The organism is Acidovorax sp. SRI_002, assembly GCF_057586455.1.
Genome location: NZ_JBYCZW010000003.1, coordinates 168,985 through 182,490, shown reverse-complemented (window position 1 = coordinate 182,490; position 13,506 = coordinate 168,985). Strand labels below are relative to the sequence as shown.

Below are 13,506 nucleotides of genomic sequence, written 5' to 3'. Positions count from 1 at the left end.
CTGCACGCTGTCTAAGGCCGTAGTGTTTTGGTGCTATGCAATTAATGCATAACCACGGGAAAACACCGCCCAATGCGGCACTGCAACAAAAATGTGGCCAGTGAAAACGCCGAGAAGGCAGCGTGCTGCAGTGCCGCACGAGCGGTCATTTCACCGTGAAGCCGGCCAGCGCGGGGTCGCCAGCCGGGTAGCGCAGGTCCAGCTTCTGCAGCACCTCGCGCAGCACCGTGGCGATCATCAGGTTGCGATGCGTCTTGGAGTTGGCGGGCACGATGGTCCAAGGCGCCCAGGCCGTGTGGGTGGCAGCCAGCAGGGTGCCATAGGCATCTTGGTACTGCGCCCACTGCTTGCGCACTTCAATGTCGCCCATGCTGAACTTCCAGTGTTTGGCCGGGTCGTCCAGGCGCTCTTGCAGCCGCTCGCGCTGCTCGTCAAACCCGATGTGCAGCAGAAACTTGAGCACGATGGTGCCCGTCTCGCTGAGCATGCGTTCAAAGTCGTTGATGTGCGCCAGACGCTGCTGGTGCTGCTCAGGCGTGATCCAGCCGTTGACCACGGGCACCAGCACGTCCTCGTAGTGGCTGCGGTTGAACACGGTGATGTCGCCCGCCTGCGGCACCTGCTGGTGGATGCGCCAGAGGTAGTCGTGTGCGCGCTCGGTTTCGGTGGGGGCCTTCCAGCCCACGGCGTGTACGCCCAGGGCGCTCATGCGGCCAAACACGCCACGGATGGTGCCGTCCTTGCCCGAGGTGTCGGTACCTTGCAGCACCACGAGCAGCTTGTAGCGCTTGTCGGCGTAGAACAGGTTCTGCAGCCCGTCCAGTTCCACCGCCAGGTCTTCGACGGCTGCCTTGTCCTGGGCCTTGTCGCCCAGCGAGAAGGGTTTGGCGCCGGGATCGAAGTCTTCCAGTGACACGGTGTGCCGGGGGGGCTCGCGGCGCCGTTCGTCGGTCGCAGGCTCTGCAGGCGCAGGCTGCCAGGGCAGCAGGCGCTGCATCAAAGAGGACTTGCTCGGATCAAGCGGAAAAGGCATGGAGACTCCAGGCAGGGCAGCGGCAGTGGCGCTATTGGAACACTGCGGGGCCCTCAAAGATACCCGCTGTGCGCAGGTGCCTGCTGCCACTGGTCGTGCAGCCCGTCCACCCGCACGATGGCCAGGCGCGCAAGGTCTTCGTCGGTCAGGCCATTGATACATCCCACGTTCACGCCGTGCATTTCGCCCATCGGTGTGTCGGTGCCGTGGCCGAACACGCGCACGCCGCAGTGGCGGCAGAAGTAGTGGTGGTTCTTGTGGCTGCCGAAGGTGTACCGCGTGAGGTCGCCTTCGCCCCGGGTGATGCGAAAGCCCCCGGGCAGTGCCACGGCAGGCCAGAAGCGCGTGCGGCGGCAGATGCTGCAGTTGCAGCGGTAGGTGGGCTGGGCCAGGTCCAGCGTGGCCTCGACTTCGACGGCGCCGCAGTGGCAGGTAGCGGTGTAGGTGGAAGCAGGCATGGGTGTTCGTCCTGTCGTGGTGCTGAGGGTTGATGCAGAGGGAGCGGGTGCATGATCGCAAACTTTGCGCTCGGCGGCATCCTCCTTGTGAACGATCCCGTGCGCTGGCTCCACCCCCCCTGCGCCTTCACCCGTGCGCCATGCGGTAGGCCAGCGGCGTCTGCCCCGTGGCCTGTTGAAAAGCGCGGTGCAGGCCCGCCTCGCTGGCAAAGCCCAGGTCCTCGGCAATGCGCTTGAGGGGCAGGGGTGTGTCGCACAGGGCCTCGCTCACCTGCCGCAGCTTGATGCGCCGCATCCAGTGCGCGGCAGAAAGCCCCGTGTGCGCCTGCACCCGCCGCGCCAGCGTGCGGGGCGACAGGCCCAGCGCCTCGGCCAGCGCGGGCAGGCGCAGTGCGGTGGCGGGGCAACGCTGCACCCACAGCATCGCGCGCCGCAGTTCGGCGTCGGCCACTGCCATGAGGTCGTGCCCGGCGAACGCCGGGTGGGTGGTGCGCGGGCGGGGCAGCATCAGCAGCGACTGCAGATCTGCCAGGGCTTCAGCGTCCAGCCGCGTTGCCAGTGCGTGCAGCATCAGGGGCAAGTAGCCGTTGGCGCCTGCCGCGGTGGTGATGGGGCCGTCTTCCACCAAAGGTTCGTCAAAACGCCAGTGCACCGCGCCAAACTGCTGTTGCAGCGGGGCCCGCAGCCACCAGGTGGCCGTGGCGCCGCGCCCGCGCATCCGGCCGCTGGCCGCAGCCAGCGCTACGCCGGCGCAATAGCTCCACACCTGGGTGCGGCGGGGCAGGGCGCGCAGTGCCGCGATGGCGGGTGCGATGTGCTGTTGCTGCTGCGCCGCCTGCAGTCCGTCGGGCGAAGACAGCCACAGGCCTGGCACCAGCACCGCGTCCACCTCGGCCTGCGCCAGACTGACGCTGGGCGTGAGGGCGGGGCCTTGCCAGGTGGGCACAGGCTGCAGGTCTGCGCCGGCCCAGCAGGTGGTGATCACCGGGCGCTGCGCACGCAAGTTGGCGGCGCGGGCCAGGTCGGCGGTGGCAAAGAGGCCTGCGGGCATGCAACCGGGGTACAGCAACAGTGCCAGGCGCAAGGGTGGTGCAGGTGGTGCGGTGGTACGGCGCATGGTGGCAGGGTAGTTTGGCTAGAAATGGAAAGAAATTGTCAAACCAGGCCATTCTCGCCGGGCGTTCGATTCCCAACAATCCCCTGCATACCCACTGGCTTCGGAGCCCACACCATGCAGATCACCCAATTGCGCAACGCCACCGTCCTTCTTGAATTCCAATCCCAGGGACGCCCCGTGGGCCTGCTGGTGGACCCCATGCTCGCCCCCCGGGGCAGCCTGCCCGCGCTGCGCTATCTGGGCACGGGGCGCCAGCGCAATCCCATTGTGGAGCTGCCCGGGGGCACCGATGCGCTGCTGGAGCGTGTGACCCACGCCCTCATCACGCACTGTCAACGCGGCCATTTCGACCACCTGGACCGCGCTGGCAAGCGCTTTCTGCGCGAGCGGCAGATTCCGGTGATCTGCATGCCACGCGATGCCGACTACCTGACGCAGCGCGGCCTGCTGGTGTGGCCGCTGGCGGGGCTAGCGCGCCAGCCGTGGGCGCTGGGCGGCCATGTCACGCCGATCCCGTGTGTGCACGGTACCGGCTGGGTGGGCCGCTTCATGGAGCACGGCCACGGCTACCTGCTGGAGCTGCCGGGCGAGCCCAGCGTCTACCTGGCGGGCGACACCATGCTCACGCCCACGGTGCGCGACTGCCTGGCGCGCCTTCAGCCTACGGTGTCGGTGTTGCCTGCGGGCGGGGCCCGGTTCGATGTGGGGGCAGAAATCCTCATGGATGCCGCCGACATGGCCGAAGCCGCGCAGCTGGCCCACGGCACGCTGGTGGTGAACCACCTGCAGGCGCTGGACCATTGCCCCACCACGCGCGCAGCGGTGCGCCAATTGGCGGTAGACGGTGGCTGGGCAGACCGCCTCTGGGTGCCGGAGGATGGTGAAAGCAGAAGTTTTCCTTGTCGTGCAGCAGTTGATTGCTATTAAATGTATAGCTATTGGCGCTTGATAAACAAGCGCTAGAGTCCTATTTGGCTCAAAAAACCACCTGCACCCCCGCCACAACCTGGCGCCCCAGGCCCGGGATCACGGTGAGTGCGCCCCACGAGGCTGTGTAGTACGCCTTGTCGAACAGGTTGTGCACATCCAGCGTCAGGCGCGTGCGCTTGTCGATCTGCCAGTAGCCTGTGATGCGCGCCGTGGTGTAGGCGGGCAGGCGGTAGGTGTCGGTAGCGGTGCCTGTGCGCTCGCCCACATGCACCAGGCCGCCGCCGATGCCGTAGCGGCCGCCCCAGGGCGCCTGGTCTTCGCGGATGGCGAACAGGCCGGCGCTCACGCGGGGCACGTTCAGCAGGCGCTTGCCCAGCAGGGCGGGGTTGTTGTCGCGGGTCACCTCGGTGTCGGTGTAGGCCATGTTGGCCGTCATGCGCCAGTGGGTGTCTATCTGCCCGGCCACATCCAGCTCCAGGCCCCGGCTTTGCACCTCGCCCGCCGCAATGCTGAAGTTGGCGTTGGTGGGGCTGCGCGTGAGCACATTGGTCTTGCGGATATCGAACAGCGCCACGCTCGCGTTCAGGCGCTGGTCGGCCGACTGCCACTTGGCGCCCAGTTCCAGGGCTTTGCCCTTTTGCGGGTCGAACGCCTTGCCGCTTTCATCCGTGCCTGCGTTGGGGCGGAACGAGCGTCCGGCCGAGGCATAGACCGAGGTGTTGGGGTTGACCAGGTAGGTGAGCCCGATGCGCGGCGTGGTGGCCGAATGCGCCTGCTCCTGGCGGGTGGCGGCCAAGCGGTTTTCGCTGTCCTGGTGAAAGCGGTCAAAGCGCACGCCCGCCAGCAGCTTCCATTTTTCGGTCAGGTCGATCTGGTCCTGCACAAATACGCCCGTGGCGCGGGTCCGGTCCACCAGGTCAAAACCCGGCGTGAGGTTGCCCACGGGCTGGTTGTAGACCGGGTTGTAGATGTCGATGGCAAACGGCTGGCTGGCCAGGCTGGAGTAGCGGATGTCCTGCGCCGCAGTGAGCCGCCAGGTCTCCACACCTGCCAGCACGGTGTGGCTGAAGCCGCCCGCTTGCAGCTTGCCTTCGACTTCGCCCTGCAGCGATGCATCGCGCGCTGGCAGGCTGCGCCAGCTATCGCGGCGCGTCAGGGTACGGCCGTCGGCGGCCAGGGTGCCGGTCAGGTCCACGGCGGCGCCATACAGGTCCGTCTCGCGGAACGACGCACCCACGCGGGTTCGCCAGCCCTGGCCCAGGTCGTGGTCCAGCGTCACCTGGTGTGTGTCGCCGTTGACATTCAGGTTCTCGCGGCTGGGGTCGCCCAGGTAGCGGTCGGACGGCAGCGCGCCCACGTTGCCCCGCACCTGCACGATGCCCCGGTCCAGCGGGGTGCGGATGCGGATGAACTCCGACTCGTAGTTCAGCACCGTGTTGGCGCCCAGGTTCCAGGTGAGGGACGGGGCCACCACCATCTTGCGGTTGTCCACCAGCGCGGTACGGCTCGCGCCGTCCTCGGCCGCCACGTTCAGGCGGTAGGCAACGTCCGTGCCCAGCGGGCCGGTGGTGTCGAGCGTGGCACGGCGGTAGCCATGCCCGCCCACCTGCACACCCGCCTTGTGCGCGGGAGTGAACTGCGGCTTTTTGGTGACGATGTTGAGCGTGCCGCCCGGCTCGCTGCTGCCATACAACGCTGCCGCCGGGCCTTTGAGAAATTCAATGCGCTCGACCGAGCTCACGTCGCGCTGCGGGCCATAGCCCCGGTTGGAGGCAAAGCCGTTGAGCAGCTGGCCGCCGTCGGTGTTGCTGAAGCCACGGATCGCATAGTTGTCCCAGGTGCCGCCAAAGTCGTTCAGGCGGGTGATGCCGCTCACATAGTCCACGGTGTCGGCCAAGCGCGTGGCGCCCAGGTCTTCCATCAGCTGCTGGGGCACCATGCGCACGGACTGCGGGGTTTCGATCAGCGGCGTGTCGGTGCGTGTGGCTGCGGTGTTGCGCTGCGCGCCCTGGTAGCCGGTGGTGGTGCTGCTGTCACGCACCTGCACTTCCGACAGGGCGGGGCTGGTGGGGACGGCGTCGGTCGGTAGAGCCGATGAAACAGGGGGTGCCGTCTGGGCCATGGCGGCGCTGGCGGTAAAGGCGCACAGCGCCAGGGTGGCGCGGGCCGTAGCAGTCGGCCGGGCGGGCCGGGGAATCGAGGGATGCATGGTGCAGATCGGTAGAGAGAAAACGGCGGGGCTAGCTCCCGCGCGCCGTGCAAACCGCCGCACGGGAGAGAGGTCGTGTTGAACGGGGCACGGGCGGATGCAAATGAAAGGCCGCCATTATCCATACAAATGCAAACAATTCGCATTTGCCTTTGCAGCAACGCTCCCTTGCCTTCTGGGTGCGCATGGGGGCGGGCAGCGCCTGCCTTGCTGGAGCGCTCAGCGGGGTGCTGCCTTGGCCGCCGTGGCCATCAGCGCCACAAACCGCGCCGCGCCCAGGCCCAGCGGCCGCTCCTTCGACCACACCACATCCACCCACAGGGCGGTGCCGTTGCTCAGGTTCTCAAACGGCATCTCCACCAGCCGCCCGGCCTCGATGCGCGGCTGCACCAGCGCCCGGGGCTGCCAGCCCCAGCCCAGGCCTGCTTCGATCATGCCCAGCGCGGCCAGGTGGTTGTCGGTGCGCCAGTGGTGGCGGGCAAATACAAAACGGGGGTCGGTTTGCCCCAGGTCACGGCTGGCCACCACGATCTGGCGCGTGGTGGTCAGGTGTTCTTCGCGCAGCATGGCGCGCTCGGGCGGCTCGCCCCGGGCCAGGGCCGAGGCGCGCGCGCCCTGCAATACCGCATGATCCGGCGCCATCACCGCCACCAGGGTTTCGGTGCCCACCTCCTGAAAACCCTCGCGCCCGTCGATGCTGGGCCGCTCGAACACCAGCGCCAGCTGTGCGCGGCCGCTGTGCAGCAGGGCCAGCGCATCCACCTGCGGGGCGGTCAGCACCTCCACCTGCAGCAGCGGGTATTCCGACGCCAGCGTGGCCAGAGGGCCCGTCCAGCGGGCGGCCAGCAGCTCGGGGGCGATGGCCAGCGTCAGCCGCTCTTCCAGCCCCTGCGTCAGCGCCAGCGCCTGGGCGTTGAGCTGTTGCAGCTGCCCGGCGAGCAACCGGGCCTGCGGTTCCAGCGCGCGGGCGGCGGCGGTGGGCCGGGGCTCGCGACCGCTGCGGTCAAACAGCTGCACATCCAGCTCGGCTTCCAGGTGGGCAATGGTCATGCTCACGGCCGACGGCACCCGCGACAGCGCCCGCGCCGCCGCCGAAAATGAGCCGTGGTCCAGCGCTGCCAGGAACACCTGCACGCTGTCTGAAGAGAAGGCCATGGGTGTGGTCTATCAAATAAACTGAAACAAGCTGACTTTATATATCAGCTACAGGCACATAAAGTCACCGCCATGGACAAGCAACCCACCCTTTTCGGCCTGCAGGGCCTCAAGCGCCGACTGATCTATGTGAGCCTGTACGAGCTGATCGCCATCGCGGCGGCCACGGCCGGACTGGCCTTGCTCTCGGGCCAGGGTGCGGGCCATTCGAGCGTGGTGGCCGTGGCAGCCTCGGTGATTGCCATCGTCTGGAACATCGTCTTCAACTGGGCGTTTGAGCGCTGGGAAGCTCGCCAGCCCGTGCGCGGTCGCAGCGTTGCGCGGCGCGTGGCGCATGCCATCGGTTTTGAAGGCGGGCTGGTCTTCACCCTCGTGCCGCTGTTTGCCTGGTGGTTTGACATCACCCTGTGGCACGCGTTTGTGATGGACCTGGGGCTGATCGTGTTCTTCCTTTGCTACACCTTTGTTTTCAACTGGGTGTTCGACCACCTGTTCGGCCTGCCGGCGTCGGCCATGGAGCCAGTGTCTGTTTGAGGTTGCAAAATATTGTGCTATTGATTTAATAGCTTTGAGTGCTCTTCAGACAAGCGTCAGATGCCAATTTGACCCATAAACCACCTGATGTGGCGCTGGCTCAGGAATATCGGACGAATCGTTCGCCCTGAGCCCGTCGAAGGGCCCTGGCTTTGGCAGGCTCAGCTCGCAGGGACGGGGCAGGTGTGGCCCATCCGGAAAATCCGAACTCAGGCCTGCAGTAGCTGCCCCGCAATGGCCGCAGCGGCGGTGCGTGTCTCCACCCCCAGCTTTTCAAAAATGTGCTCCAGGTGTTTGTTCACCGTGCGCGGGCTCATGCCCAGGATGTCGGCGATGTCGCGGTTGGTCTTGCCCTTGCTCAGCCAGGACAGCACCTCGGTCTCGCGTGGGGTCAGCGCGACCTGCTGCAGGTGGCGCGGGGCGGTGGCCTCGGGCGTGGTGCGGCTGAGCAGCAGCATCGACTCCGCCAGGCCGCTCGCGCCCAGGTGGCGGGCCAGCAACTGGCGGCCGTCGGCCAGCGCCAGGGTCTGGTCGCCGGTGGCTTGCGCGCGCACCAGCCAGGCAGCGGCGGCATCTGCGGGGGCGGGGTCGGCGGCAAAGGCGGCTTCCAACCAGCGCAATGCCTGCGGGGAGCGCCAGGCCACGCGGCCCTGGCCGTCCAGCACCACCACGCCCAGCCCGGCCACGTCGACCGCCTCGCGCGCCAGCCGCGTGGCCTGGGCGTTGCGCACATGGGTGGCGAGCCGGGCCAGCACCTCGGGGATGCGCAGGGGCTTGACCACATAGTCCACCCCGCCACTGGCAAAGCCCCGCAGGATCTGCTCGGTGTCCGACAAGCCCGTCATGAACACCACCGGCACGTGCGACCAGGGCGGCGTGGCTTTCAACCGGCGGCACAGCGCAAAGCCGTCCATGCCGGGCATCACGGCGTCCAGCAGCACGCCGTCCGGCACGGTCAGGTCAAAGCGCTGCAGGGCTTCTTCGGCGTCGCGCGCGGCCAGCACGGCGTAGCCCTCGGCGGCCAGGGCGTCGCACAGCATGCGCAGGGTGTCGAGTGCGTCGTCCACCACCAGAATCACGCGCTGGCTGACCTGCTGGCCTGGATGGGATTCGTCGTTCATAGGGTTCCCTCTTCGGGCTCGCGCAGGTGGTGGGCCAGGGTCTCAAAGTCGAAGCGGTCGGCACTGGCCTGCAGCAGCGCCAGCGTGGCGGCATGGCCGGGCAGGTCGCCGCGTGCGCGCCGCAGCCGCTCGCGCAGCGCGGCGGCCTGGCCAGACCGCGCCAGGCGGGTCAGGTCTTCGCGCAGTTCGTCGGGCAGCGTGGCCGGGGTGTCGTTCGGGTTGGAGGGGCCCGCGGCGGGCTCGGGGCTGGGCGCAAGCGGCGTGTTGTCGCGCACCCATTCCAGCTGCAGCGCGTGCTCCAGCGCCTGGAGCAGTTCGGATTCGATCACCGGCTTGCCCACAAAAGCCTGGCACTGCTGCGCCGCCAATCGTGAGGCCTCGTGCTCGAACAGATTGGCCGATACGAACACGATGGGCAGCTCCGACGCAGGCCGCAACTCGCGCAGCAGGGCGGCGGTCTGCCAGCCGTCAAGGTCGTCCATGGTGATATCGAGCAGCACCAGGTCGGGCGGTGTCTGGCGCACGATCTCGATGCATTCGCGCCCGCTGGCGGCCTCGCGCACCTCAAAACCTAGGGGCACCAGCAGGCCGGCCAGCAGCTGGCGCTGCAGGGGCTGGTCGTCCACCACCAGCAGCGTGCGCCGGGGCGCCAGGTACCCGATGACAGGGCGCAGCGTGGCGCGGCTGGGCGTGGTCCAGGCCGGGTCTACCGCAATGCTGGGCAGGTACAGCCGCACGGTAAAGGTGCTGCCCTGGCCCGGGGTGCTGGTTAGCGTGAGCTGGCCACCCATCAGTTCGGCAAGCAGGTGCGTGATGGTCAGGCCCAGGCCCGTGCCCGCCTCGCTGGCGCGGCGCCCGGCGCTGCCGCGCTCAAACGGCACAAAGATGCGCTCCAGGTCTTGCGGCTCGATGCCGATGCCGGTGTCGATCACCTCGATGCGCGAGACATGCTGGCGAAAGTCCATGCGCAGCCGCACCTCGCCGCGCTCGGTAAACCGCACGGCGTTGGACAGCAGGTTGATCAGAATCTGCCGCAGCCGCTTGGCGTCGGCCCGTATCCAGCCCGGCATGGTGCCCAGCGTCTCCACCACAAAGTGCAGGCCCTTGGCTTCGGCCTGCGGGCGCAGCATGGCTTCGATGTTCTCGATCAGCTCGGGTAGTGGCAGGGGGGCCATGTCCAGCCGCAGGCGCCCCGCCTCGATGCGCGCCAGCTCCAGCGATCCATCGATGAGCGCATGCATGTGCTGGCCGCTGTGCTGCATGGTGGACAACGTCTCGCGCATCCAGCCCTCGGTATGCGGGTTCTTGAGCAGGATCTGTGTGTAGCCCAGGATGCTGTTCAGCGGCGAACGCAGCTCGTGCGTCATGCCTGCCACGTAGCGCGTCTTGGCCTGGTTGGCGGACTCGGCCTGGTCCTTGGCCGCCTGCAGTTCGGCGTCGGTGCGCTTGTGGGCCTCGATCTCCTGCAGCAGCAGCTGCGTCTGCCGTTCCGACTCGTCCTGCGCCATGCGCCGGCTGTCGGTGCTCAGCACCACCCACCACGCGCACACGGCGGCCAGCAGCGCCAGCAGCGCAAACACCTTGAGAAACGGCATCTGTAGCATTTGGCCGGGCACCGGCGCCTGCAGGCTTTCCTGCACATACACCACGCCCACCAGAAACGCCATCACCGCGCACAGCGACACCATCACCATCAGGTACTGCCCCAGGCGAAAGTTCACCTTGATGGCCCAGCGCTGCGGCAGCAAGGCTTCCACCACGCTGCGCAGCTGGTCGGCCGCGCGCGAGCCGGTCTTGCAGCGGTCGTGGCAGCGCGATTCGAGCGAGCAGCACAGCGAGCAGATGGGCGCGGCATAGGCCGGACAGCGCGCCATGTCTTCGGACTCGAACTGGTTCTCGCACACGGCGCAGCGCACGATCTCGCCGGGCCGCCACTCGTTGCCGGGAGCGCGCGCCAGGTAGTAGCGGCCCTGCGTCAGCCAGGCCAGCAGCGGCGCCAGCGCCATCGACAGCACCAGCGCAATGAAGGGCGAAAACGCGGCCGCCTCTTCGCCCAGCAGCCCTGCATAGGCACAGCAGGCCACCGTGGCCGCCAGCACCATGGCGCCCAGGCCCACGGGGTTGAAGTCATACAGGTGCGCGCGCCGAAACTCGATGCCTTTGGGCGACAGGCCCAGTGGCTTGTTGATGACCAGGTCTGCCACCAGCGCACCCACCCAGGCAATGGCCACGTTGCTGTACACGGCCAGCACTTTCTCCAGCGCGCCAAACACCCCGAGCGTCATCAGCAAGGTGGCGATCAACACGTTGAACACCAGCCACACCACACGCCCGGGGTGGCTGCGCGTCACGCGCGCAAAAAAGTTGGACCACGCCAGCGAGCCCGCGTAGGCATTGGTGAGGTTGATCTTGATCTGCGAGACCACCACAAACACCACCGTCACCGCCACCGCCAGCCCCGGCAGGCCCAGCGCCTGCATGACCTGGTGAAAGCCTGCGAGGAACATCTGCGTGGGCTCGGCGGCGCGCTGGGCGCCCACCTCGAACTGCAGCGCGGCAAACGCCAGAAAGGCCCCACCCGCCATCTTGAGCATGCCCATCACCACCCAGCCTGGCCCCGCCACCAGCACGGCGCCCCACCAGCGCAGGCGGTTGGCGGCAGTGCGCTCGGGCAGAAAGCGCAAAAAGTCCACTTGCTCGCCAATCTGCACCACCAGTGAAAAGATCACCGCCGCGGCTGCACCAAACATGAGCGGGTCAAACTGGCTGCTGCCGCTCTTGAGGCCCGAGAGCCCCGCAAAGTCGTGGTACAGCTGCGGCTGGGCCAGCGCAATCCACACAAAGGGCAGCAGCAGCAAGAACAGCCACAGCGGCTGCGTCCAGGCCTGCAGGCGCGAGATCAGCGTGATGCCGCGCATGGCCAGCGGAAGGATCACCAGCGACGAGACGATGTAGCACCACTCCAGCGGCCAGTCCACCACCATCTGCAGCGCCAACGCCATGATGGCCGCCTCCAAGGCAAAGAAGATAAAGGTGAACACTGCGTAGATCAGCGAGGTGATGGTGGAGCCCAGGTAGCCAAAGCCTGCGCCGCGCGTGAGCAGGTCCATGTCCAGCCCATAGCGCGCTGCGTAGTAGGCAATGGGCAGGCCGGTCAGAAAGATCAGCAACCCCACGGTGAGGATGGCCCACATGGCGTTGCTGAAGCCGTAGTTCAGCGCAATCGCGCCACCAATGGCCTCCAGTGCCAGGAATGACAGCGAACCGAACGCCGTGTTGGCCACGCGGAATTCGCTCCAGCGCCGAAAGCTCTTGGGCGTGTAGCGCAGCGCGTAGTCCTCCATGGTCTCGTCGGCCACCCAGGCGTTGTACTCGCGCCGGAAACGAAAAATCGTTTGTGGTGCGCTCTGGGCATCGGGTGCTTGTGGTGAGGCCATGCCCAGCACAAAGCAAGAAGCGTTCTAGGCGCGCACCGCGTTGGGGCGTTGCACGGGCACGCATTGCCATGGGCAGGTCCATGTGCAGGTGTATTTGCAGTGCATGCACCGGGGTGCGTACGCAGCCCTACGTTAATTGACGTATGGGCGCATTCAAGGGTTGTCCCTAACCTTCATTCCACAGCGCACACAACCCGCTTTGGTCCCGTCCCTTCATTCACACCGATCCTGCAAGGAGCGTCTTTATGAGCCACCCTTCCGACCCCCGCTTTAGTGACTCCGCCCAGGCCGAACCCGGCCGCCGTCGCATCCTGCAGGCGCTGGGCGCCGCATCCGTGGCGGGCCTGCCTGCCTGGTCGTTTGGCCAGCCCACTGCGCAGGTCAACACCACCAAGCTGGCCATCACCGACACCGAAGTCACCGTGGGCCAGCTGCACTCCGCCACCGGCACCATGGCGATTTCCGAAACCGGCTCCATCCAGGCCGAACAGCTGGCCATTGACCAGATCAATGCCATGGGCGGTGTGCTGGGCCGCAAGATCAAGGTGATTAAGGAAGACGGTGCGTCGGACTGGCCCACGTTTGCCGAAAAGTCCAAGAAGCTGCTCATCAACGACCGCTGCGCCGCCGTGTTTGGCTGCTGGACCAGCGCCTCGCGCAAGGCCGTGCTGCCGGTGTTCGAAAAGGAAAACGGGCTGCTCTACTACCCCACGTTCTATGAAGGCCTGGAGCAGTCCAAGAACGTGATCTACACCGGCCAGGAAGCCACGCAGCAGATCCTGTACAGCCTGGAATGGGCCAAGACCGAGAAGAAGGCCAAGAGCTTCTTCCTCATCGGCTCCGACTACATCTGGCCCCGCACCTCGATGAAGATTGCGCGCAAGCACATCGAGAACTTCCAGAAGGGCAAGGTCGTGGGCGAGGAGTACTACCCGCTGGGCAGCACCAACTTCGGCTCGCTGATGAACAAGATCAAGGTGCAAAAGCCCGACTGCCTGTTTGTGGCGGTGGTGGGCGGCTCCAACGTAGCGTTCTACAAGGCGCTCAAGGCCGCGGGCATCACGGGCGACAAGCAACTGCTGGTCACGCTGTCGGTCACCGAAGACGAGATGACTGGCGTGGGTGGCGAGAACTTCAACGGTTTCTACTCGTCGATGAAGTACTTCCAGTCCCTCGACAACGAGAACAACAAGAAGTTTGTGGCCGCCTTCAAGGCCAAGTACGGCAAGGACGCCGTGATCGGCGACGTGACGCAGGCGGGCTACCTGGGCCCCTGGCTGTGGAAGGCGGCGGTCGAAAAAGCCAAGAGCTTTGACGTGGACAAGGTGGTGGCCGCATCGCCCGGCATCGAGCTGACCACCGCGCCTGAGGGCTATGTGAAGGTGGACGCCAACCACCACCTGTGGAGCAAGTCGCGCATCGCCATGGGCATGCCGGATGCTTCGTTCAAGGTGGTATCTGAGTCGCCTGCGCTGATCAAGCCGGATCCATTTCCCAAAGGTTATCAATAAA

At 66.6% G+C, this 13,506-nt stretch carries 10 protein-coding genes; 3 read left to right on the top strand and 7 right to left on the bottom strand.

Going from position 1 to position 13,506, the window contains the following annotated elements:
- Window positions 1-145 precede the first annotated feature (145 nt).
- The 3 genes from AC2YJX_RS08985 to AC2YJX_RS08975 all read right to left on the bottom strand — a co-directional run bounded on the left by AC2YJX_RS08985 (window position 146) and on the right by AC2YJX_RS08975 (window position 2,608).
- Window positions 146-1,033 (bottom strand): PPK2 family polyphosphate kinase, encoded by an 888-nt coding sequence (locus AC2YJX_RS08985; RefSeq protein ID WP_487255835.1) that lies wholly within the window; start codon window positions 1,031-1,033, stop codon window positions 146-148.
- A gap of 53 nt (window positions 1,034-1,086) precedes the next feature.
- Window positions 1,087-1,491: a GFA family protein gene (locus AC2YJX_RS08980; RefSeq protein WP_487255834.1), complete on the bottom strand. Its 405-nt coding sequence runs from the start codon at window positions 1,489-1,491 to the stop codon at window positions 1,087-1,089.
- Window positions 1,492-1,618: 127 nt separating this feature from the next.
- Window positions 1,619-2,608 (bottom strand): GlxA family transcriptional regulator, encoded by a 990-nt coding sequence (locus AC2YJX_RS08975; RefSeq protein ID WP_487255833.1) that lies wholly within the window; start codon window positions 2,606-2,608, stop codon window positions 1,619-1,621.
- Between the two features lie 114 nt (window positions 2,609-2,722).
- Here AC2YJX_RS08975 and AC2YJX_RS08970 point away from each other — a divergent pair, with 114 nt between their 5' ends.
- Entirely contained in the window at window positions 2,723-3,535 is an 813-nt protein-coding gene (locus tag AC2YJX_RS08970; protein WP_487255832.1) for an MBL fold metallo-hydrolase, read from the top strand.
- Between the two features lie 49 nt (window positions 3,536-3,584).
- Here AC2YJX_RS08970 and AC2YJX_RS08965 read toward each other — a convergent pair whose 3' ends face one another.
- Window positions 3,585-5,747 (bottom strand): TonB-dependent siderophore receptor, encoded by a 2,163-nt coding sequence (locus AC2YJX_RS08965; protein WP_487255831.1) that lies wholly within the window; start codon window positions 5,745-5,747, stop codon window positions 3,585-3,587.
- 219 nt (window positions 5,748-5,966) lie between these two features.
- Window positions 5,967-6,902, bottom strand: coding sequence for a LysR family transcriptional regulator (locus AC2YJX_RS08960; protein ID WP_121421883.1), 936 nt, complete (start codon window positions 6,900-6,902; stop codon window positions 5,967-5,969).
- Window positions 6,903-6,974: 72 nt separating this feature from the next.
- Between AC2YJX_RS08960 and AC2YJX_RS08955 the strand changes: the two genes are divergently transcribed.
- Window positions 6,975-7,436, top strand: a complete 462-nt coding sequence (locus AC2YJX_RS08955) for a PACE efflux transporter (protein WP_199727052.1) — start codon at window positions 6,975-6,977, stop codon at window positions 7,434-7,436.
- Window positions 7,437-7,645: 209 nt separating this feature from the next.
- On the opposite strand, the gene AC2YJX_RS08950 is transcribed toward AC2YJX_RS08955, so the two are convergent.
- Window positions 7,646-8,557, bottom strand: coding sequence for a response regulator transcription factor (locus AC2YJX_RS08950; RefSeq protein ID WP_121507922.1), 912 nt, complete (start codon window positions 8,555-8,557; stop codon window positions 7,646-7,648).
- Window positions 8,554-11,994: a hybrid sensor histidine kinase/response regulator gene (locus AC2YJX_RS08945; protein WP_487255830.1), complete on the bottom strand. Its 3,441-nt coding sequence runs from the start codon at window positions 11,992-11,994 to the stop codon at window positions 8,554-8,556. Before AC2YJX_RS08945 ends, AC2YJX_RS08950 begins: the two co-directional genes overlap by 4 nt.
- Window positions 11,995-12,239: 245 nt before the next feature.
- Between AC2YJX_RS08945 and urtA the strand changes: the two genes are divergently transcribed.
- On the top strand, window positions 12,240-13,505 hold the full coding sequence (gene urtA, locus AC2YJX_RS08940) for an urea ABC transporter substrate-binding protein (protein ID WP_487255829.1): 1,266 nt from the start codon (window positions 12,240-12,242) through the stop codon (window positions 13,503-13,505).
- Window position 13,506 lies beyond the last annotated feature (1 nt).